The 21,183-nt window shown below is 63.7% G+C and carries 17 protein-coding genes; 2 read left to right on the top strand and 15 right to left on the bottom strand.

Annotation, left to right across the window (positions count from 1 at the left end):
* Positions 1–13 precede the first annotated feature (13 nt).
* The 3 genes from GQB00_RS19735 to GQB00_RS19725 all read right to left on the bottom strand — a co-directional run bounded on the left by GQB00_RS19735 (position 14) and on the right by GQB00_RS19725 (position 7,093).
* On the bottom strand, positions 14–2,305 hold the full coding sequence (locus GQB00_RS19735; protein ID WP_165857547.1) for a molybdopterin-dependent oxidoreductase: 2,292 nt from the start codon (positions 2,303–2,305) through the stop codon (positions 14–16).
* Positions 2,306–2,498: 193 nt separating this feature from the next.
* Complete coding sequence (locus GQB00_RS19730; RefSeq protein ID WP_165857546.1) at positions 2,499–5,726, bottom strand: Ig-like domain-containing protein; 3,228 nt, start codon at positions 5,724–5,726, stop codon at positions 2,499–2,501.
* A 17-nt stretch (positions 5,727–5,743) separates the two neighbouring features.
* Positions 5,744–7,093 (bottom strand): outer membrane protein transport protein, encoded by a 1,350-nt coding sequence (locus GQB00_RS19725; protein ID WP_228276953.1) that lies wholly within the window; start codon positions 7,091–7,093, stop codon positions 5,744–5,746.
* A 516-nt stretch (positions 7,094–7,609) separates the two neighbouring features.
* On the opposite strand from GQB00_RS19725, the gene GQB00_RS19720 reads away from it, so the two are divergent.
* On the top strand, positions 7,610–8,305 hold the full coding sequence (locus GQB00_RS19720; protein ID WP_165857545.1) for a glutathione S-transferase N-terminal domain-containing protein: 696 nt from the start codon (positions 7,610–7,612) through the stop codon (positions 8,303–8,305).
* A 271-nt stretch (positions 8,306–8,576) separates the two neighbouring features.
* Entirely contained in the window at positions 8,577–9,530 is a 954-nt protein-coding gene (locus GQB00_RS19715) for an AraC family transcriptional regulator (RefSeq protein ID WP_165857544.1), read from the top strand.
* Here the strand turns inward: GQB00_RS19715 and GQB00_RS19710 are convergent, their stop codons facing one another.
* From GQB00_RS19710 to GQB00_RS19655, 12 genes are all read right to left on the bottom strand, one after another.
* The gene (locus GQB00_RS19710) at positions 9,531–10,343 is read right to left on the bottom strand and encodes an IclR family transcriptional regulator (RefSeq protein ID WP_165857543.1); all 813 of its coding nucleotides are present in this window, start codon (positions 10,341–10,343) and stop codon (positions 9,531–9,533) included.
* Between the two features lie 122 nt (positions 10,344–10,465).
* Positions 10,466–11,461, bottom strand: coding sequence for a porin (locus GQB00_RS19705; RefSeq protein ID WP_165857542.1), 996 nt, complete (start codon positions 11,459–11,461; stop codon positions 10,466–10,468).
* 117 nt (positions 11,462–11,578) lie between these two features.
* Positions 11,579–12,292 (bottom strand): ABC transporter ATP-binding protein, encoded by a 714-nt coding sequence (locus tag GQB00_RS19700; RefSeq protein WP_165857541.1) that lies wholly within the window; start codon positions 12,290–12,292, stop codon positions 11,579–11,581.
* Positions 12,289–13,062: an ABC transporter ATP-binding protein gene (locus tag GQB00_RS19695; RefSeq protein ID WP_165857540.1), complete on the bottom strand. Its 774-nt coding sequence runs from the start codon at positions 13,060–13,062 to the stop codon at positions 12,289–12,291. The genes GQB00_RS19700 and GQB00_RS19695 overlap by 4 nt, the downstream gene beginning before the upstream one ends.
* Positions 13,059–14,021, bottom strand: coding sequence for a branched-chain amino acid ABC transporter permease (locus GQB00_RS19690; protein WP_165857539.1), 963 nt, complete (start codon positions 14,019–14,021; stop codon positions 13,059–13,061). The genes GQB00_RS19695 and GQB00_RS19690 overlap by 4 nt, the downstream gene beginning before the upstream one ends.
* Before the next feature lie 12 nt (positions 14,022–14,033).
* Entirely contained in the window at positions 14,034–14,897 is an 864-nt protein-coding gene (locus GQB00_RS19685) for a branched-chain amino acid ABC transporter permease (protein ID WP_165857538.1), read from the bottom strand.
* Positions 14,898–14,958: 61 nt separating this feature from the next.
* A complete protein-coding gene (locus tag GQB00_RS19680) occupies positions 14,959–16,128 on the bottom strand; it encodes an ABC transporter substrate-binding protein (protein WP_165857537.1) in 1,170 nt (389 codons plus the stop codon).
* Between the two features lie 192 nt (positions 16,129–16,320).
* Positions 16,321–16,776 (bottom strand): methyl-accepting chemotaxis protein, encoded by a 456-nt coding sequence (locus tag GQB00_RS22165; RefSeq protein ID WP_407657889.1) that lies wholly within the window; start codon positions 16,774–16,776, stop codon positions 16,321–16,323.
* Positions 16,777–17,436: 660 nt separating this feature from the next.
* A complete protein-coding gene (locus GQB00_RS19670; RefSeq protein ID WP_165857535.1) occupies positions 17,437–18,213 on the bottom strand; it encodes an alpha/beta fold hydrolase in 777 nt (258 codons plus the stop codon).
* Between the two features lie 13 nt (positions 18,214–18,226).
* The gene (gene pcaF, locus GQB00_RS19665; RefSeq protein WP_322873921.1) at positions 18,227–19,435 is read right to left on the bottom strand and encodes a 3-oxoadipyl-CoA thiolase; all 1,209 of its coding nucleotides are present in this window, start codon (positions 19,433–19,435) and stop codon (positions 18,227–18,229) included.
* 25 nt (positions 19,436–19,460) lie between these two features.
* Entirely contained in the window at positions 19,461–20,237 is a 777-nt protein-coding gene (locus GQB00_RS19660) for a CoA-transferase subunit beta (RefSeq protein ID WP_165857534.1), read from the bottom strand.
* Between the two features lies 1 nt (position 20,238).
* Entirely contained in the window at positions 20,239–21,054 is an 816-nt protein-coding gene (locus GQB00_RS19655) for a CoA transferase subunit A (RefSeq protein WP_165857533.1), read from the bottom strand.
* Positions 21,055–21,183 lie beyond the last annotated feature (129 nt).

The raw sequence follows: 21,183 nt of genomic DNA, 5'->3' as shown, positions 1-21,183 counted from the left end.
GTTTGCGATGGCGTCAGGCCCTTCGGCGTTGTTCGTTGGCATGGCGTGTGACCGTCACCGCCTGCCCGTTGAGCACCGAGGTGCCACTGACCGGGTCCACCTGGTTGTCACGGATCACGTCGTTAATGCTCGCGCCGGCGTGGGCCTGGGCGACCCGCTGTGTGGTACCGGCGCGGGTGTGGCCCCAGCCATGGGGCACCGAGACCACACCGGGCATGATATCTTCGGTGATCTCGACCGGCAGCACAATGCGTCCGGCCTCCGAAGTCACCTCCGCCTGGTCGCCGTTGGCCAGTCCTGCCAGCGACGCGTCCCGGGGGTGGATCATCAGGGTGCAGCGCTCCGGGCCTTTGACCAGACGCTGGCTGTTGTGCATCCAGGAATTGTTGCTGCGCAGGTGGCGCCGACCGATCAGCTGCAGGTGACCACCGACCGGCTCCGACAGGCGTTGGTAGAGGCGGGGCAGGTCTTCCAGGTAGCGTCGCGGTGCCAGGTGGACCTGGCGATCCCGGGTGTAGAGCCGGTCGGGCAGGCTCGGCCGTAACGGCCCCAGGTCAAGGCCGTGGGGCTGGTCGCGCAGTGCGGCCAGGGACAATCCCTTGGGCAGATCCTGCCAGCGGCGGTCCAACGGGCTCAAACCGGTCAGGTGCTTGAGGGGGTGGCGTTCAGGCAGGACGGCCTCGATCAGGTCCACTGCCGGCTGCAACAAGGGTTGCAGGCGTCCCACCGGTTGGCCGTAGGGGCCGGTGCGCAGGGCCAGATCCAGCAAACCGTCCGGCCCAATTCGCTTTAAAGCGCGCCAGCCCAGTTCCCGGCGCAGACCCAGCGAGCCACCGCGTTTCAGCCGTTCCAGGCGATGGGCCAGTTCCAGCATGATCTGCCAGTCGTGACGGGCATTGTCGTCGGGCTGGAACAGGGGCTCGCTGTACTTGGCCACATTGCGCACCGAGAGCATGTTGAAGATCACATCGTAATGACTGCGCTCCAGGGCGCTGGTGGGCGGCAGGATAATGTCGGCGTGGCGGGTGGTTTCATTGAGGTAGTAGTCGATGGAGACCATGAAGTCGAGCTGGGCCAGACCCTCGTCCAGCCGCTGACCGCCGGGGCTGGACAGGACCGGATTCCCGGCGATGGTCACGAAAGCGCGGATGCGGCCGTTGCCCGGCGTCAGCATTTCTTCGGCCATGGTGCTGGCAGGGTATTCGCCGCCGAACTCCGGCAACCCGCGCACGCGGCTGGTGCGTCGTCCCACATGGCCGCGCTGGCCGGACAGGGCGCCCAGGGTCACCAGATCCACCGCCGGCTGGGTGAACATCAGGCCGCCGGTGGCGTCGAGCTTGCCGGTCAGGATGTTGAGCAGGTAGATGAGCCAGGTGGCCAGGCCGCCGAAGGATTGGGTACTGGTGCCGATGCGGCCGTAGAGCACGGCTCGCTGGGTTGTGGCCAGCCGGTGCGCCAGGTCGCGGATGATCACCGGCTCGATACCGGTCTGCTGGGCCACGGCTTCCGGGGTGTAGGGCAGGCACGCCAGGCGCACCAGTTCCAGGTCGCGGGTCCAGTGCTGGGCGGCACCGAGATCCACCCGGTTCTCCGCGAACAGCACGTTGACCATGGCCATCAGCAGCAGGGCGTCGCTGCCGGGGCGGATGAAGTGAAAGGCGTCCGCCTGGCGCGCCGTTTCCGTCCGGCGTGGATCGATCACCACCAATTCGCCGCCACGGGCCTTGAGTGCCTTGAGCCGGCCCTTGAGATCCGGTACCGACATCAGGCTGCCGTTGGAGGCCAGGGGGTTGGCGCCGATGCAGATGAGCAGCTCGGTGTGGTCGATGTCGGGAATCGGGAACAGCAACTGGTGGCCGAACATTTCCAGATTGGCCAGCATGTGGGGCAACTGGTCGTTGGAGGTGGCGGAAAAACGGTTCTGGGTGCCCAGCGCGCGCAGGAACGGCAGGTTGGCCACCAGGGCGCCGTGGTTGTGGACGTTGGGGTTGCCCAGGTAGACACCGACGGCGTTGCGGCCGTGTTCCGTGCGGACCTGGTGCAGACGACGGGCGACCAGGTCGAGGGCGCAGTCCCAGTCCAGCTCCTTCCAGCCCTCGGCGGTGCGTTGCAGGGGCCGGGTCAGGCGATCCGGATCGTTGTGGATATCCTTGAGCGCCACCGCCTTGGGACAGATGTGGCCGTGACTGAACGGGTCGTCCCGGTCGCCACGAACCGAGGCGATGTGCCCGTCCCGCATCTCGATGGCCACGCCGCACATGGCTTCGCACAGGTGGCAGGTCCGGTAATGGATACCGTTTTCCATGGTCTCTCTCCGGTTTTGTTATTGGTGGTGTGGTGCCGGTTATTCGAGTTTTGTCAGGAAACCAGATTAGCAGCATCTGACGAAGGATGGGGGACCGGCAAGCACGCTCGATGCTACGGGGGCTTCCGGTTGCGAGTCGTCCGAAACAAAAAAGGCCAGCCCGGAGGCTGGCCTAACAGGGCGAAACAATCGTTCAGCCTTCTTCCGGAATTTCCTTGATGGGGTTGGAGATGAAGTTGAGGTAGACGCCTTGTTCCGGAATCTTCAGAGGAATTTTGACCGCTTGCCCAGAGCCTTCGCCCAGGTCCTCGCAGGCTCCGAAGCTACCCGTGAAGATTCCACCCAAACAGCTGACGAAGCCCAGGAATCCCGATGTTGTATCGTTCGAGCCAGCGACGGCGACGTTAATTTCCGGAACATTGTTGTTGTACTGTGCGATTTGCATGCGTCCATCATCAAAGAAGGTGATGGGGCCGTCCAGCTCAAGGGTAAATGGATAGCTGAACAGGTTATGCGACAGCAATTCGCCCAGCGGCAAAGTGAGGTTTGGCGCATCCAGCGTCAGCCGCGCGCTCGTTTCGAACGTTGGCCGACCGTCAGTCCCTTCATAAATAACGCCTTCCACCAAGCCCATTGGATTGCCGTCGGCCGCTGCTCCGTACCGCATTCTCAGGATCTGCGGGCCGGTGTTCTGCTCCCCAAAGGTGTCGAGGTAAACCCGTGCTGGCGTTGTGACCAGCAATGTGGGATACAGCAACACGCGAACGGCCGTGTTCTCGCCCGTCATCGGGTTCTCCGCCGGACCGATGACTTCTGTATTCAGGCCATAGGTCTGGTAGATGAACTTGTTTTCCGGGCAGTCTTCAGCCGCATTCTGGTCACAACCTACCCGCGCATTCCCGTCACTGGTCGTCCCCAGAATGGACGCGTTGCCGTTCATAAGCAGCTTGGCCGCGTTGGCGGAAGGTTTGAAACCGTCGTTACCGGCTTCGTGATTGAATGGTTCCAGGCAGTTCGTTTCGCCGGGAGACGCACAGTCCACGATGTAGTTCGAATTGGTATCTCGAATGGGAAGGTTTCTCAGTGGTGTAAACACCGACTCAAGCGCAGGTCCGCCACGGAAGTAAATATCAAGGTTGGGGCCGCCGGTATCTTCGCTGTCCACGAGGATGTCCGTTTGCAGAGCCAGGCCATTCTCGCCGCATATGAAGCCGGGCGCTGAACCTGAACAAACGCCATCCTGGACCGATTTCATCCTATAGCGGTACAACGCGTCCTCCTCCCACGGCTGGTCGGGATAGAAACGGATACGTTGATTATTCAGCTCCAACCGGCCATTGACGTTCCCCAGACTGGATCCCGAAGCATCAACCTTCTGCACTTCGAACGTTTCGTTCAGCCGGATAGAGTCCAGTTCCATGGATTGTGAGAACACGACAACGATCGGTCGGTCGGCCGGCATCGAAGTCACTGGAAGCTCATCGACCGGCTGGCCATCGGGGCGCGGAACGTCTGTTTCGGAAGGCTTGTCGATGCAGTAGCCATGCGAGTTGTTTGCAAGGTCCAGGTCCCGTGTGACACACGGATAGCCGGGGTACGTCGTGAGCGCAATTGGCGAACGCTCTGTGACCGTCGTGGAGTCATCATCCAGAGCTGGCAATGCAAAATTCAGCGTCTCACTCGTTGCCCCATTGCCGGCAATATCCGTCAGCGAACTGTTGATGTTCAGCGAGTAGTCCACACCGTGCTTGAGGCCGCCTTCGGGGTTGACCACCACCACCGTGCCGTCGAGCCTGGTCCGCAGGTTGGTCACTTCCGTGCCGCCCTCGAACAGGGTGACGCCGTTGGCCACTGAATCCGCGTCCAGCGGTTCGTCGAAGTTCAGCACCACCGGGTCGCCCGGGCGTTGCATGGACTGGCGGGTGGCCGGAATCGCGTCCTCGGGGCCGGGCATCCAGCTCACCAGTTGCGGCCCGGTCTGATCGATGGGGCGCTCCGGGGCGATGTCCTGCTCGGAGGTGTCCGCCTCGATGCGGAAGGCGATGGTGGAGTCGGTGAACTCCTGCCCCAGCAGGTTGGGCTCGACCATGCCGATGGCGTCGATGGTGAGGATGCCGTCCTCGACGATGGCAACGCCGCTCAGTTCCACCCGCAGCAGGTCCTGGGACAGCGAGGCGTTGGGCTGCGCCTCCTCGGTGTTCATGGACACGTCCATCCACAGGCGCACGTGACGCGGCGCTTCGACCGAGTCGCTGTAGGGATTGGGATAGAGGTAGCCCATGGCGTCGGACAGCATGGTGACCTTGATGGTGCCGGTTTGCTGTAACTGGCCGGTGGCCGCGTCGAGTACCGGAACGCTGCCGTTGACCTTAACGTCCAGGCTCGTGCTCTCCAGGATGGTGCCCTTGGGCACCCGCAGCGGGACCGGGGTATCCCCCGGGAAACTCGGGGCGTAGCCCAGTTCGGCGTAAAGCGCGCCGGTCTGCTGGGAGGGGCCGGCCGTGCCCTGCAGCACGGAGTTGAGGGTGACCGCGTTGACATACTGGCCGTTGAGGATCGACTGCTGGCTGAAACCGGAATCGACGATTTCCTGATACAGCACTTCGGTCGGCCCTGTTTCCTGGGGCTGGAAGGTTTCCTCGTAGTTCAGGGTATTGCCTTTTCGATCCATCACCCCGTTAAGGCTGAGGGTGTAGGTCTGCGCGGGATCCAGCTGGTCGTCGGCGCCGCCGCAGTCGTGAGGATCGTCGGTGGTGCAGGGGTCCACCGTCAGCTTGTTGCCCTTGACCAGCAGCGTGGCTGGAACCAGCGAGCCCTCGCCGTCGAGCAACGACACGGTGGTGCCGTAGACCGCCGAATCCGGGTGGATCGGGTGGCTGGTGCGCAGGCGCACGGTGGAGAAATCCATGAAGTGGAAGGTGTCGCCGTCGGGCAGGCTGTCGAGGACGGTGAAATCGTCGCTGAGGTTGGCCAGTGCCGCCACCTCCGTCAGACCGCCGCGGGTAACGAACTGGATACCCGCCTCGCCCGTCGCATTGGGCGTAGCGATGGTGCGATTGCCGGCGGCGTCGAGGTTTTCCGTAAAGCTGACGGTGTAGTCGGTGCCTGGCGCCAGCGCCTCGTCCGGCGTCAGCACCAGGCTGTTGCCGCCGTCCACTTCGCTGACGCTGTAACCGATGCCGGCGTCGCTGCCGCTGGGCGCGATGCGGACCTTGCCCGCCACATCCTCGTCGGTGATGGGGTTGGAAAAGCGCAACACGATATCGGCTTCGGTGGATATGCTGGCCTGGCCGTCCGCCGGGTAGGAGTAGATCACCGAGCCAGGTGTCTTGGGCTCGTCCGTGCTCTGCTCCTCACCGCCACAGGCGGCGAGAAGCAGGGCGGGTGTCAGTGCCAGGATCTTGATTTTGTTGTTGGTCATGGCGTTTTCTCCGGGGTTCAGAACTTGAACGTGACAGAGCCGCTGATCACGTCGACATCGCCGTCGGTGGTCACCGTCTCGCCGGTGCGTGCCCCGGCGGCCGTGTTGTCGGTTTCGAAGTCGCGCTCTTCAAGCATCTGGTGCTGGTAGGCGATGTCGAAGCGAATCGGGTAGGTGAACAGTCGTGTCCGGGTGTACTCGGCGCTCAGGCCGATGCCGAAGATGTACTTGTCGTTGTCGAAGTAATTGACGTCCTGGGTGCTGTTGCTCTTCAGCGCGGACTCCTGGTAGGCCGCGCCCAGGGTCAGGCCGAAATGCTCGGCGAACTTGAACTCGGCGCCGATGCGCGGGATCAGGATGTCGTCGAATTTGGCGTTGGCCTGGTCCTTGATGGTGTCGTTCTCGAACTCGTCCTCCAGGTCCGACCAGTTCTGCTGCTCCAGGGTCACGCCCACGCGCCAGCTGTCGGTGCTGTACTGCACGCCGACGGCGTAGATCGACGGCTGGTAGGAGTCGTAGGTCAGTACCGAGAACACCAGCGGCGCGCTTTCGGGAATCAGCCCCGGGATAACGGTCCGGGCGTCAACGGTGGTGTTGGTGTTGGAACTGCTCCGGTAGGCGAACGAGGTATCCCAGCCGTCGAGCCAGCAGTCGCTGTCCGGGCAGACGGTCTCGCCCCAGTCGATATTGGTGCTCAGGATCGAGCGCAGTGACGGCTCAGCGTTGACCGACAGGGATTCGTACTCGGTGTTGCCCGCCAGATCCGTGGTGGTGGACAGCTCGGCGGTGGAGTGCAGCGTAATACGGAACGAGGCGCCCACATCGATCCCGCGCCAGGCGGTGGTGGCGCCGCCGATGTTCAGGAACAACGGCTGGCGGCCGTATTCCAGGAACTGGCCATCCTCGGAGGTGGTGGATTCGAACGCCAGCATCTCCTTGCCATACTTTTCCACACCGGCGATGAAGCCCAGGTAGATCGGGTGATCGAAACGGGTCAGGGACGACAGGTTGGTCTTCATGCCGATGAGCACGTGCTGGCTTTCCTGGTCCGACAGGATGTCGCCGTCGCGGGCCGGTGACGAGGCCCGCAGTTCCGGCTCGGCGTGGAGCAGGCCGGTGGTCAGCTCGCCGCGCGAGTCCTTGGCCAGGTAGGCCGGGTTGTAGTAGGTCGCCGACACCTGGGAGTTGAACATCGACAGGGCCTGGGCCGAGGCAATGTCCGCTGGAAACAGACCGTAGGTGGTGCCGATGTTGCCCATGCTGGCGTGAGCACCGGTGGACAGGCCGGCGAGGGTCAGGGCGATGGCCGAGGTGAGTCGACCGCGGGAACGTGATGCCGAGGATGCCTGAAGGGGCGACATAGTCATCTGGATACTCCGTTATTGTGTTCTTGTCTGTTTTTATCCCGGGATACGGGGCCAGGTTGGCTGGCGATGCATCCGGCTTGGGGGTACGCCTAATGAGACATTTGTACATTTGTTGTTTTGTAACGATCTTAGGACGTCACGGCGCTCAGGTGTTTGGCCTGAGTGACAGCCCGGTCAGTCCGTCTAGTCATATGAGGCCGCGAAGCGTCGGCACGGCACCGTATACCGATGGGGAAGCCGACGCTAAGTGGTTGTATATCAAAAAGTTGAAACTAAATTCAGTTTTTGGTCAAGAGTCGCGGTGAGAGACGGGAAGGCAACATTACTGTGCGTTGGCTTTTGGTTTCATTGTGACGTCCGTCACAAAGAGGTGGCGTATCGCGTCATTTGAGCCACGTTGACAGGCGTCGTTAGGCTTGAGAATAATAGACCGGTCGTCTATTTCGGGTCGGTGAATACCCGCGCGCGACCGCCGGCCGAGATCCGTTCATTCATCCCAATAACGGGAGCCGCTCCATGATCGACCTTTACTACTGGACCACGCCCAACGGCCACAAGATCACCATTTTCCTTGAAGAGGCGGGGCTGGATTACACCATCCATCCCATTCACATCGGTCAGGGAGATCAGTTTGCCGAAGACTTCCTGAAAATTTCGCCCAACAACAAGATCCCCGCCATCGTTGACCGGACTCCGGCGGACGGCGGTGGGCCGCTACCCCTGTTCGAGTCCGGCGCCATCCTTGAATACCTGGCGGACAAGACCGGCCAGTTCCTGTCGAACGACCTGCGCAAGCGCTGGGAAACCCTGCAGTGGCTGTACTGGCAGATGGGTGGTTTCGGGCCGATGCTGGGTCAGAACCATCACTTCGCCCAATATGCGCCGGAGAAGCTCGACTACGCCATCGACCGTTACGTGAAGGAGAGCGAGCGTCTCTACGGCGTGCTGGACGACCTGCTGGTGGACCGGGACTTCATGGCCGGCGACTATTCCATCGCCGACATGGCGACTTTCCCCTGGGCCAAGGGCTGGGAGAAGCAGCGCCAGGACATCGACAGCCTGCCCAACGTCAAGCGCTGGCTGGAGCGCATCGAATCCCGCCCGGCGGTGCAGCGGGCGTATGCCCGGGCCGATGAGATCAGCCGCGAAGCCACCGTGAACGAGAACAGCGCCGCCGTGCTGTTCGGGCAGGGGCGTCGTAAAAAGGCTTGATGGCCCGCCCCAGCAACGGCGCCCTGTCCGGGGCGCCGCCTTTCTTCTCTCCTCTTCTTTTCTCTTCTCTACCGCTCTGACCTGACAGCCGAACCCATGCCATCCGGCATCACCGCGGTGGCCGGTCGTTGCCTTTATCCCCGTTCCTGGTGTTTTTTCGTCAGCCATGGCCGATGGCCGTCCGTCACTGAGGTCGGGAATCGGTTATTGATTGAACGTCCGTGTTTATATAAAGTGAACGGATACACAATAATTACAAATGGTGGTTCTCATGCTTGCTCGCGCACTCACCGGCTCCAACCTGTTCGACCAGGCCCATCCCGAAGACGTGTCCGCGTTCGTCAACGCGCACATCGGTCAGCACCGTTTGGATATCCGGGGCCGGGGCCACGCCCGATCCAGCCTGAGCTACCGGGATTTCGCGGGCCTGGGGCTGTCCCTGGTGTGCTATGGCAACGAGGTGCGGGTGTATTCCCCGGAGCTGGAGGCGATCTACCACTTCCAGGTGATTACCCGGGGCACCTGCTACTGGCGGCTGGGGGACGAACGTCTGGTGCTGGAGAGAGGCCAGGCGATGATGATCAACCCCTGTGAGCCCATCGACCTGACCTACTCCGAGGACTGCGAAAAGCTGATCGTGAAGCTGCCGGAGGTGGAGATCCGTCAGGCGGCGGCCAACATGGTCGGCCAGCAGCCGGCGCGCGGCGTCAGTTTCCTGAGCCGGCCCATGGACCTGCGCACCTGCCCGGGCTTCGTCAAGCTACTGGAAGCGGTGTTTGCCGACCTGGAGGAGGACGCCGGCGAACTGCTTCCCCTGTGCGGACCCTACCGCGACATCATCCTGCGCAAGCTGATCCACGTCTTTCCCAACTCGGCGGTGGAGGCGGGGCGTCAGCCGTGCGCGTCACCGGCGCTGGACCGCATGCTGGGGTATATCCAGCAGCACCTGAAAGAAGGGGTGAGCATCGAGGAACTGTCGGCCGTATCCAATCTCAGCGCCCGGTCCATCTACAACCTGTTCGCCAGGCACTTTTCCACCACGCCCAAGTGCTACATCAAGCAACTGCGCCTGCAGCGGCTGCGCGACGACCTCCAGTACGGCCGGGTACGCAATGTGACCGAAGCGGCGCTGGATTACGGGTTTGCGCACCTGGGGCGTTTCTCCTCGGAATACCGCAAGGCGTTCGGTGAACTGCCCTCGGAAACCCGCCGCCTGGTGCAGTGATCAGGCGGGAACCGTGTCCGGGGCCTTCTGCTGCCCACACACCTGGCGGGTGACCCGGTCGGCACACTCACGTAATTGCCGGAACAGCGCCGAGCCTTCGCTGACGTCGGTGTCCTGCTCCAGGCCCAGCAGGGTCATGACTGTGACGATGCCGCCGTTGAGGTCGAACACCGGCATGCTCAGCACGTTGATTTCCGGCAGGTAGTCGCCGAAGAAGGCGCAGTAGCCGTCTTGCCGGATGCGCTCCAGGTGCGGGCTCAGTTCCTCCCGACTCAATGGTTTGCCGTGGTGCCGGGGCAGGTTGCGGGTCTGTTTGTAGAAGGCATCGATGATCGCGCGGCGGCGTTCCAGCGGCAGGTGAGCCAGGTAGATGCGGCCGGCGGCGGAGTTGAGCGGTGACAGCTCGGCCCCCAGGCGCACGTTCACGGAAATCGGCTGGCTGGAGTCGAGCCACTTGATGACCAGCGGACCGGAGCCGTTCCAGACCGTAATCGAAACGGTCTTGTCGGTCTCCTCGTTGAGCCGGTCCAGCGCCGCGTAGGAGAGCTGGATCGGATTGATTCGGCGCAGCGCGGCGATACCCAGGGTCAGACTGGCGTTGCCCAGGGTGTACTGGGCCTGGTTGATCTGGTTGATGTAGTCCTCGCGCAGCAGGCTGACGAGGTACTTGTGGGCGCGGCTGGGGGACAGGTCCAGCGCGCCGGACAGTTCCTTGAGCGTCGGCGGTCGTGGTGCCGCGGCGATGTAATTGAGGATATGGAGCCCGATCTCCAGGGAACCGATGCCCTGGCGCTTGGGGGGCTCGTCTGCCATGTGTTCCGCCCTTTTCCTGTCTGTGTCTGTCCGGGTCGTCCTGACGGCTGCTGTGCCGGGCGTGCGAATGCCGGGAAGACGGGCGGCATTCGCACGACACGGGGCCGGAACCCTGGGGCTGGTCAGAAGCGGTACTTGGCCATGACTTCGACCTGCTGGCCTTCGGGAATCAGCCCACCGAAGGGCAGATTATACTTGCGCCATTCGGCGCCGACTTCCAGTTCCGGCAGGATATTATGCACGACGTTGACCCGTTGGCCTTCGTACCGGGTGTCGGCGTCATCGTCCACATCCGTACGGGTGTAGGCAATGTTGGCGCGCCATTGATCGTTGAACACGTACTGGAAACCCGCGTTGAAACCCATCTGGGTGACCAGGTCGTCGTTTTCCACATCCACCGGGGCGCCACCCACACCGACGCCGGTGAACACGCCCAGACCATCGCCGTAGTGGGCGTTGAGGTTGAGGCGGTGGCGGCCGATCATGATTTTCGAGCCAATGGCGGCGCCCACGCCGTAATCCTCGTTTTCCGCTTCCCGGCCGCTGACGGTGAAAATCACCTGGCTGCCATTGCTGAACGGCTGGGTGTAGTTGACCGCGAGGTCGGGGGTATCGGCGTCGTCGAAGACTGGATCCTGGGCGGAGAAACGGAAGCCGTGTGTCTCGTAGCTGGCCAGCGGCGCGCGGAAGTTCAGCCCGCCCAGGGTACCGCGCGGGCCGGCGAAGAAGTCAAAGTAGTCGGTGTAGGACACCGCCCACCACTGACCGGTCCAGGTCTGACCGACGGTGGTATCGTCGATGCGGATGAAAGCGTGACGCAGGCGCCAGTCGGGATCGTCCCCGGTGGGGTTGCCGCCGTAGAAGTCACCCTCGATGAAGCCGACGATGGTGTGGCCGTTTTTCTGGGTCACGGTCTTGAAGTTGAAGCGGGTCTGGTTGGCGCGACCATAGAAGTGGGAGTCTTCGCCTTCCGGGTCTTCGAAGATGCCCTCGGCCTTGATGTAGCCGCCGAAGCTGAGGTCGGTGCCCTTGAAGGTGCCGAGGTCGATGGCGTGGGCGGGAGCGGTTCCGGCCGCCGTCGCGACGGCCAGAGCCAGCAGGGAATTGCGATAGTTCATGTACCTTCTCCTTGTTGTTAGGCACTTGAACTATCGGGGATTCAGCGGGCCTCCAATATCCGGTAAATGAACATCGTTATCCGTATTCTGTACACCTTTCGGAGCGGCGGATCGGGGTCAGACGCTCAGGGCGGTTTCGACTTTTTCCAGGTTGTCGTCCAGCTCCCGCGAGCCGCCGTCGAAGTGGACCCGTCCCTTGACGATCACCACGTGCCGGTCGCACAGCTTCTTCAGCGCCTTGATGTTCTTGTCCACCACCAGGGTCGAGATGCCGGACTCGCGCACCGTGGCGATCACGTTCCAGATGTCCTGGCGAATCAGCGGCGCCAGCCCTTCGGTGGCTTCGTCCAGGATCATCAGCCGGGGATTGGTGACCAGCGCCCGGCCGATGGCCAGCATCTGCTGCTCGCCGCCGGACAGTTCGGTGCCCAGATTGGACAGGCGTTCCTGCAGCCGCGGGAAGATCTCCATCACGCGCTCGTAGTCCCAGCCGCTCTGGCCATCGCTGCCGGCGCGGGCGGCCATTTGCAGGTGTTCCTTCACCGTGAGGTTGTGGAACATGCCGCGCCCCTCGGGCACGTAGGCGATGTCCCGGCGCATGCGCTTCCAGGTGGGCAGGCGGCTGATGTCCTCGCCGTCGAAGAACACCTGGCCCGAGCGCGGCGGCACAATCCCCAGGATCGACTTCAGCGTGGTGGTCTTGCCCATGCCGTTGCGCCCCATCAGGCTCATGGACTGTCCCTGGCCGAGCCGGAACGACAGGTCGTGCAGGATATGGCTTCGTCCATACAGGGTGTTGAGGTTCGTCACCTCCAGCAGATTCCGGCTCATGCGGCGGCCTCCTCGTCTTCGTCGTCGGCACCCAGATACGCGGCGCGCACCCGCGGATCGTTGCGCACCTGGTCCACGCTGCCGGTGATCAGATGGGTGCCGTTGTCCAGCACCGTCAACTGGTCGGACAGCTCGAAGATGGCGTCCATGTCGTGTTCCACCAGCACGATGCAGTAGCGTTCCTTGAGTTCTTTGAGCAGGGCGATGATGCGCTGGGATTCCTCGTGGCCCATGCCCGCCATGGGTTCGTCCAGCAGCAGGATGCAGGGCGCGGTAGCCAGCACCATGGCGATCTCCAGCTGGCGCTGCTCGCCGTAGGAGATCTCCGCCGCCACGGTATCGCGCCGACTCTCCAGGCCCACCTGCGCCAGGGCCTGCTCCGCGGCCTGGGCCACCATGCGATTGCTGTGGCGCGAGGCGAACAGGTTGAAGTTGCCACCGAAACGTCGCTGGGCGGCGATGGCGCAGTTTTCCAGACAGGTGACATCGGGATAGATGTTGGTCTTCTGGAAGCTCCGGCCAATGCCGCGCCGCACGAAACGCCAGGGTTTCATGCGGTCGATGCGCTGACCCTGATGGAAGATGCAGCCGCTGGTGGGGGACAGCGTGCCGCACAGCATGTTCAGCAGGGTGCTCTTGCCCGCGCCGTTGGGGCCCACCACCCCGTGTAGCTGGCGGTCGTGGAAGGTCAGCGACAGGTTGTTGAGCGCCTTGATGCCGCCCCAGTGTTTGCACAGGGCTTCGGTTTCCAGGATGGCGTCTTGGTTCATTGTTTTTTCTCCAGCAGCTTTTCCAGGTAACCGGCGATGCCGTGCCGCAGTACCAGCACCATCAGGATGATGGCGCCGCCCATCAGCAGCAGCCAGTCCTGGGTGAGGTGTTCGAACAGGAACTGCAGGCCCTCGTAGGTGAACGTACCGAGAATCGCGCCGTAAAGGCTCCCCAGCCCGCCCAGGATCGACATCACCAGCGCCGTGCCGGACATCTCCCAGGTCAGGAAGGATGGATTGACGAAACCGTATTGCAGCGCGAACAGGAAGCCGGCGTAGGCCCCCAGCGTGCTGCCGATGACGTAGCAGATCAGCCGGTAGACGAACGTGTTGTAGCCCAGGGCTTCGGTGCGCTGGGCGTTGTGCTTGGTGGCCTCGACAATGCGGCCGAAGCGCGAACGCAGGATCAGCTTGAAAAACAGCAGGGTGTTGAGCAGCGAGAGCAGCGCCAGGTAATAGAAGTGGACCCCGTTATCCAGGTTGAAAAACTTCAGTCCGAAGAGGTGGGTGTCCGGTTTCATAAAGATGAACACGCCGTCGTCGCCGCCGTAATCCAGCGAGTCGAAGAAGTAGTAATAGGCCATCTGGGAAATGGCCAGGGTGATCATGATGAAGTAGATGCCGGAGGTGCGCAGCACCACGATCCCCACCACCAGTGCGATCAGGGCCGACAGACCGCAGATGTAGACGGTGTAGAGCCAGAAGTTCACGGCCTCGTACTCCGGCGCCAGAATCACGAACAGGTAGCCGCCCAGCCCGTAGAACAGGGCGTGGCCCAGGGTGATCAGACCCACCCGGCCGACCAGGAAATCCAGCGACATCACAAAGATCGACAGGATCACGATGGTGGTGAGTTTGCCGACGAAGAAGGCGTTGCCCTCCAGGAACAGCGGTAACAACAGGGCCAGGATGAAGAAGACCGGGATGACGATGCGCTCGGTGCGCTTTTCGAAAATCATGCGTAGCTCCCGTTAATGGCTGAACAGGCCCTGGGGCTTCACCAGCAACACCAGGATCATGAAGATGTAGATGATCATGTTGGACAGACCGGGCATCAGCACCGCCGCGAAGGTGCTGATCAGGCCCACCAGCAGGGCGCCGACGAAGGCGCCGCGGATCGAGCCCATGCCGCCGACGACGACCACCACGAAGCAGGTGATCAGCACGCTCTCGCCCATGCCCGGCACGATCGAGCGGATGGGCGCGGCGATGATCCCCGAGACTGCGGCCAGCATGACGCCGATGGCGAACACGATGGTGTACAGGCTCTTGATGTTGACCCCCAGCGCCTCGACCATTTCGCGGTTGGACTCGCCGGCGCGGATCAGCATGCCCAGTCGGGTCCGGCTGACCATGAAGTAGAGTGCCGCGGCGATGGCAATGCACAGCACCGCCGCGAAGATGCGGTAGACCGGGTAGCTGGAGTTCTCGGTGAACGGAATGGACGCGTCCAGTGCCGCCGGCACCGCCACGCCGTAGGGATCGTTGCCCCACAGGATGCTTTGCAGCGCGTTGAACACGAAGATCATGCCGATGGTCAGCAGCACCTGGTCCAGGTGGTTGCGGTGGTACAGGCGCTGGATCAGCACGCGCTCAATGAGGATGCCCAGGGCCAGGGCGATGGCCGCCGACAGCAACGCCGCCAGTGTGAAGCTGCCGGTGACGGTCACGAAGTACCACACCAGGTAGGCGCCGACCATGTACATCGAGCCATGGGCCAGGTTGAGGATGCCCATGACGCCGAAGACCAGGGTCAGCCCCGACGCGATCAGGAACAGCAACAGGCCGTACTGCAGCCCGTTGATCAGTTGCACGACGAAGAGTTCGGTGGACATAGTCTTTCTCGGTGGTGACCGCCCGGCCGGGCTGTCTCAGCCGGCCGGGCGGGGACAGGGATTACAGTTGGCAGCCGCGGGCGGGATCTTCCAGGGCGGCGGCGGCCACCCGTTCCACCACGTTGACGCCGTTGTCGACCTTGCGCAGGTAGATGTCCTGCACCGGGTTATGGGCCCGCGAGAAGGTGAACTCGCCACGCGGGCTGTCGATGGTCAACTGCGCCATGGTGTCGATCAGCGCCTGCTTGTCGCTGGCGTCGCCGTCCAGTTGGGACAGGGTCTGGGCGATGGCCAGGCCGGCGTCGTACCCCTGCACCGCGTAGATGTCCGGGTAGTGGCCGTACTCGGTGTTGAAGGCGGCGCGGAAGCTCTGGTTGGCCGGGATGTCCAGCTGCTCGGCGTAGTGCAGGGTCGTTTCCACACCTTCGGCCGCCTCGCCCTGGGCCTCGAGCGTGCCCTCGGTGAGGAAGCCCGAACCCAGTAGCGGGATCTTGCCGCGCAGGCCCATGGCGTCGTAGTCCTTGACGAACTTGATGGCCCCGCCGCCGGCGAAGAACACGAACACCGCATCCGGCTGGGTGGCGGCGATGTCGCTGATGTGGGGCTGGAAGTTGGTGGACGGGAAGGGCATCAGCACCTTCTTGACGATCTCGCCGCCACCGGCGGTGAAGGATTCCTCGAAGGCGTCCAGGCTTTCCCGGCCCATGCCGTAGTTCCAGCTGATGGCGTAGACCTTGTCGTAGCCCTTATCCAGCGCCACCTGCCCCATCGGGTAGGACGGCTGCCAGGAGGAAAACGACGTGCGGAAGATGTTGGGCGAGCACAGCGGACCGGTGGCCGCCGCCGCACCGGCGTTGGGGATGATCATCACCGTGTCCTTGCCGCGCAGCACCTTGATCATGCCCATGGCCACCCCGGAGTGAACCGGCCCGATGACGAAGTCGGCCTGGTGCTGGCTGAGCATGGCCGAGGACAGCTCCGGCGCGCGGGCGGGCTTGGCCTCGGTGTCCATTTCGATGTATTCGATCTGCGCGCCGTTCAGGTTGGAGGCCTGCTGTTTCAGCGCCAGCTTGAGGCCGTCGCGCCCGGCCTCGCCGAGCTGGGCGTAGATGCCGCTGAACGGCAGCATGATGCCCACTTTGACGGTGTCGGCGGCACTGGCCGCCAACGGCGCCACGCTCAGCGACAGGGTGGCCAGCGTGGCGCCGGCCAGCGTCTTGATTCGATTCATGTCATCACCTCGGATTGTTGTTGTGCGGTGATGTCATTAGAGGCGGCAGGCGGGGCCGGCGAATATCCGTTTTCTGCACGTCGGTGTCCCGGGATTGCAGGCTCCGATCCCGGACCGAAAAAAGCCCAGAGAAAGAAAGTCATCTGGGCAAGGGCTGGAGCCGCGGCTATGGTTCGATGGCAGGAGACTCCGTCAGCCAGGCTCCAGTTCGGCACGGATCGAGTCTGCCAGACGACGCTGATCGTCGATGCGGGCGGTGATGCGTTGCACCACCTCCATCCGGGCCTGGGCGCCGGACTGGATGTCTTCCATCGCGGAGAGGGCGGTGGCGGCCTGTCCCAGGCAGTGGTCACAGGCCGCGTTGATCCGCGCCATGCCGCTGCGGGCCTCGTGGGAGGACGCGTTGAGGCCCTCCGCGATGCCGCGTATCTGTTCGCTGGAGTCGTTGACCCGGTGGGACAGGGTGCGGACTTCGTCCGCCACCACCGCGAACCCGCGCCCGTGCTCCCCGGCGCGGGCCGCTTCGATGGAGGCGTTCAGGGCCAGCAGGTTGGTCTGTTTGGCGATGTCGAGAATGGCGCTCACGATGGCCTGGATCTGTTCCGCCTGCTGGCCCAGCTGGTCGAATACGGCGTCGATGCGGCGCATATCAGCGGCCAGTGTACGCACGCCGGTTTCCGCCCCCGTGATGCTGGTGGCACTGGCGGCAACGCGTTCGCCCGATTGTCGTGCCAGGCGCCCGGCCTCGTCCATTTCCTCGAGAATGAACGCCGCGTTGGCGGAAAGCTGCTCGACGTGTTCGCGCACCGGCGCCAGATCGGGCTGCGGCGTTGCGGGTGTATCCGCGATCGGTGCGTGGGAGGTTGTGGGTTCCGGAGCGGGCACCGTTACCTCGACCGGAACTTCCACCGTGCGTGTCGCGGGGAGTCGCCATGCCAGGGTGATCGCCAGGGCCATGGCGGCGAGGGCGGCCATCGGGCTCAAGGCCACGGGGGCCCAATCCGGTAACGTCAGCAGGAGGCACTGCAGGGCCAGCAGTGCAACCATCAGCACCAGCGCAGCGGGTTTCAACCAGGTCGGCCGAACCTGAGGGGCAATCTCTTGAGGCATCGCGATCTCGCTGTCGTCATCTTTCGGTGTTCAGACCCTAAACCGGGATGCGAGAACGGCCTATCCAATGACTGCACAGCGTTATCCACTTTGTGTTGGCCGGGAGGGTGCGGCACCGATGCCGGGAAGGCGGCGTACAAGCGGAGGGTAAGAAAAAGAAGGCCCCGCGACGGGCGCGGGGCAAGGGCAAACGGGAGTTTAGAGCAACTCCTTCAGGAAGATCTCCGGCGCTTCCTCGGATGGAACATGGCCGACGCCTCCCAGCACCGACACGGCGACACCGCCCAGGTGCCTACCCAGGTTTTCCAGGGCGGACGGCGGCGTGGCCAGATCGTCGGCGCCGGCAATCAGGCGTACCGGCGTGGGGCCGTCGGGCAGCCGGTCGCTAAAGTCGACACGTCCCAGCATCTCGCACAGCAGGGCGTAACTCTCGCTGTCGCCGCGCCCCATCTGCACGGTCCAGCCCTCGATCAGGGCCGGTTGCCGTTGTGTCGCGGCCGGGCCGAACCAGCGCGGCACGATGTCGGCGGCAATCCCATCGACCCCGAGTTCACGACACTTGCCGGCCCGGTCCTGCCAGGCTTGCGGTGTGCCGATCACGGCGCCGGTGTTGGTCAGCGTGGCGGAGAGCAGCCGCGAGCCGTGGCCGATCAGCAGCTGCTGGCCGATCACGCCACCGATGGACGTGCCGATGAAGTGGAACGACTCGGCATCGGCCTGCTGTACCAGTGCCAGGGTTTCCGCCGCCAGCGCTTCCGGGGTAATGGGACCGGCAGAGGCGGGCCAGGCGGCGCTGGCGCCGTGGCCGGGAAGATCCCAGGTCAGGACCCGGAATTGACCCAGCAGCGACGGCAGCAGATCGTCCCAGACCGCCTGGCTCATTCCCAGCGGGTGGGCGAGTACTATCAGCGGTTTGTCGGGCGCACCGAGCAGGCGGTAGGCCACGGTGCGACCGTTGTGCTTGAGAAATGCCATGGTGCGACGCTCCTCAGACCCGTTCGATCAGCGTGGCGATACCCTGGCCGACACCCACGCACATGGTGCACAGGGCGAACCGGCCACCGCTGCGTTGCAGCTCGTGGGCGGCGCTCTGGATGATGCGCGCGCCGGACATGCCCAGCGGGTGGCCCAGGGCGATGGCGCCACCGTTGGGGTTCACGCGGGGATCGTCATCGGCGATGCCCAGTTCACGCAGGACCGCCAGGCCCTGGGCGGCGAAGGCCTCGTTCAGCTCGATCACGTCCAGCTGATCAACCGTCATGTCCAGGCGCTTGAGCAGTTTCTGGGTGGCCGGCACCGGGCCGATCCCCATCACGCGGGGCTCGACGCCGGCAGTGGCCATGCCGCGAATGCGGGCGATGGGCTTGAGGCCATGGGCTTTCACCGCGGCTTCGCTGGCCACCAGCATGGCGCCAGCGCCGTCGTTCACGCCCGAGGCGTTACCGGCGGTGACCGAGCCGTTCTCGCGGAACGGAGTGGGCAGCTTGGCCAGTTTCTCCAGGGTGGTGCCGGCACGGGGATGCTCGTCGGTGTCGAACACCAGCGGCTCCTGTTTGCGACGCGGGATGCTGATCGGCACGATTTCCTCGGCCAGACGACCGGCTTCGCGGGCGGCCTCGGCTTTCTCCTGGGAGCGCACGGCGAACCGGTCCTGGTCCTCGCGGGAGACGTTGTACTGCTCGGCCACGTTCTCGGCGGTTTCCGGCATGGAATCGATGCCGTACTGCTGCTTCATCAGCGGATTGACGAAGCGCCAGCCGATGGTGGTGTCTTCGATTTTCTGGCCGCGGGAGAAGGCGCTGTCGGCCTTGCCCAACACATAGGGCGCGCGGGACATGGATTCCACGCCGCCGGCCAGCACCAGGTCCATTTCCCCGGCACGGATGGCGCGGAAGGCGGTGCCGATGGCGTCCATACCCGAGCCGCACAGGCGGTTCATCGTGGTGCCCGGCACGGACGTGGGCAGGCCCGCCAGCAGCGCGGACATGCGGGCCACGTTGCGGTTGTCTTCGCCGGCCTGGTTGGCGCAGCCCATCATCACTTCCTCGATGGCGGCCGGATCCAGGTCCGGGGCTTCGGCCAGCACCGCCTTGAAGATGTCGGCGGCCAGATCGTCCGGGCGGACCGCCGCCAGCGTGCCGCCGAAGCGGCCCACGGCGGAACGGCGCGGATGGCAGAGATAGACGTCAGTCATGATTCACCTCTTCAGTCTTGGTTCACCGCTATTGCTGGCCGGCATGGTGGGCGTTGGTGCGCGCTTTCAGGTCGCGCAGTACTTCCAGCTCTTTCGCGCTCGGCTCCGGGGTGGTTTCCAGTTCGTCGGCGAAACGGATCTCCCAGCCGGTGGCCTCGATGACCTGCTCGCGGGTGACACCCGGGTGCAGGGAGGTGACCACCAGCTCCTTGGTCTGCGGATCCGGCTTGAGGATGCACAGGTCGGTGATCACCACGGTGGGGCCGCGGCCGATGTTGGGCACATTGTCCCGCGCCTTGCCATCGCGGCCGAAGCCGACGGTGGTGACGAAGTCCACGTCTTTGACGAAGGTGCGCTTGGAGTGCTTCACGGTGATGAAGACTTCGTGGGCGTTGGTGGCGATTTCCGGCGCCCCGCCACCGCCCGGCAGGCGGACTTTCGGCTCGCGGTAGTCGCCGATCAGGGTGGTGTTGAGGTTGGCGTAGCGGTCGATCTGGGCGGTGCCCAGGAAGCCGACGCTGATGTGCCCGCCCTGCAGCCAGTAGCGGAACATCTCCGGCACGGACACGGTGGTCAGGGCGGATTCGCACAGCTCGCCGTCGCCGATGGACAGGGGCAGTACGTCCGGCTTGGTCTGCAGGGTGCCGGATTCGTAGATCAGGGTGACGTCCGGGGCGTGGGTCAGGCGCGCCAGGTTGGCGGCCTCACTGGGCAGGCCAATGCCGACGAAGCAGGTCATGTCGTTGGTCAGGGCCCGCGCCGCGGTGACGCTCATCATTTCCGAAGAGGTAAATTCCAGGCTCATCTCAGGCACCTCCGTTCTCGAATACGTTGTCGTTCAGCCATTTCTGGAACACGTCGCGATCGCGGGCGATGCCGTCCCACTCTTTATAGAAAGCGTTGTCGCGATCGTAGTAGCCCAGCGCGTAGGATGGCTTGGCGCCCTTGGGCGCTTCGGCGATGGCGGTCACGGCCCAGGACGGCAGGACGCAGGCGTTCACGGAGGCGCCCAGGTCGTCCACCACTTCCTCAACGGTGACGATGCTGCGCTTGGCGGCCAGTACGGCTTCCTTCTGGATGCCGATGATGCCTTCCACCAGCACGTTGCCCTTGCGGTCGGCACGCTGGGCGTGAACCACGGAAACGTCCGGACGGACCGACGGCACCGCCGCCAGTTTCTCGCCGGTGAAGGGGCATTCGATGAACTTGATCTGGTCGTTGACCTTGGGCAGGTCGCTGCCCACGTAGCCGCGCAGGACCGCCAGCGGCAGACCCGCGGCGCCGGCTTCATAGGCGCATGCCATGGCGGCGTGGCTGTGCTCGAGGATGTCCAGCTTGTTGGGCCAGCCTCTCTCGACCGCGTCCCGCAGACGGTGTAGCGAGCCCACGCCCGGGTTGCCGCCCCAGGAGAAGATCAGCTTGCTGGCACAGCCGGCGCCGATCATCTGGTCGTAGACCAGGTCAGGCGTCATGCGGATCAGGGTCAGGTCACGCTTCTTCTGGCGGATGATTTCGTGTCCGGCAGCGAAGGGGATCAGATGGGTGAAGCCTTCCATCGCAACGGTGTCGCCGTCGCTGATATGGCGGCTGACCGCTTCCTTTAGCGAGAGAAATTCGGCCATGGGGATGTCCTCATTCCGGTTTTTGAGTCATTGTTGCTGAAAGTTCGACATGCGAACATAAGTTTATATAACGAACATCTTGATACCCTTCACAGGTGTCGTCAAGTGCAAATTTTCATCAACTGTTGA

Source organism: Marinobacter sp. JSM 1782161, from assembly GCF_011421605.1.
Taxonomy (GTDB): domain Bacteria; phylum Pseudomonadota; class Gammaproteobacteria; order Pseudomonadales; family Oleiphilaceae; genus Marinobacter_A; species Marinobacter_A bohaiensis.
Note: the sequence above shows the minus strand (reverse complement) of the source record. Positions and strands in the feature narration are given on the sequence as shown.

Coding starts and splice junctions, on each gene's coding strand:
- GQB00_RS19720 (WP_165857545.1), top strand. CDS start 7,610: ATGATCGACCTTTACTACTGGACCACGCCCAACGGCCACAAGATCACC.
- GQB00_RS19685 (WP_165857538.1), bottom strand. CDS start 14,897: ATGTCCACCGAACTCTTCGTCGTGCAACTGATCAACGGGCTGCAGTAC.
- GQB00_RS19660 (WP_165857534.1), bottom strand. CDS start 20,237: ATGAGCCTGGAATTTACCTCTTCGGAAATGATGAGCGTCACCGCGGCG.
- GQB00_RS19715 (WP_165857544.1), top strand. CDS start 8,577: ATGCTTGCTCGCGCACTCACCGGCTCCAACCTGTTCGACCAGGCCCAT.
- GQB00_RS19670 (WP_165857535.1), bottom strand. CDS start 18,213: ATGGCATTTCTCAAGCACAACGGTCGCACCGTGGCCTACCGCCTGCTC.
- GQB00_RS19690 (WP_165857539.1), bottom strand. CDS start 14,021: ATGATTTTCGAAAAGCGCACCGAGCGCATCGTCATCCCGGTCTTCTTC.
- GQB00_RS19710 (WP_165857543.1), bottom strand. CDS start 10,343: ATGGCAGACGAGCCCCCCAAGCGCCAGGGCATCGGTTCCCTGGAGATC.
- GQB00_RS19730 (WP_165857546.1), bottom strand. CDS start 5,726: ATGACCAACAACAAAATCAAGATCCTGGCACTGACACCCGCCCTGCTT.
- GQB00_RS19655 (WP_165857533.1), bottom strand. CDS start 21,054: ATGGCCGAATTTCTCTCGCTAAAGGAAGCGGTCAGCCGCCATATCAGC.
- GQB00_RS19695 (WP_165857540.1), bottom strand. CDS start 13,062: ATGAACCAAGACGCCATCCTGGAAACCGAAGCCCTGTGCAAACACTGG.
- GQB00_RS19700 (WP_165857541.1), bottom strand. CDS start 12,292: ATGAGCCGGAATCTGCTGGAGGTGACGAACCTCAACACCCTGTATGGA.
- GQB00_RS19735 (WP_165857547.1), bottom strand. CDS start 2,305: ATGGAAAACGGTATCCATTACCGGACCTGCCACCTGTGCGAAGCCATG.
- GQB00_RS19680 (WP_165857537.1), bottom strand. CDS start 16,128: ATGAATCGAATCAAGACGCTGGCCGGCGCCACGCTGGCCACCCTGTCG.
- GQB00_RS22165 (WP_407657889.1), bottom strand. CDS start 16,776: ATGCGCCGCATCGACGCCGTATTCGACCAGCTGGGCCAGCAGGCGGAA.
- GQB00_RS19705 (WP_165857542.1), bottom strand. CDS start 11,461: ATGAACTATCGCAATTCCCTGCTGGCTCTGGCCGTCGCGACGGCGGCC.
- GQB00_RS19725 (WP_228276953.1), bottom strand. CDS start 7,093: ATGACTATGTCGCCCCTTCAGGCATCCTCGGCATCACGTTCCCGCGGT.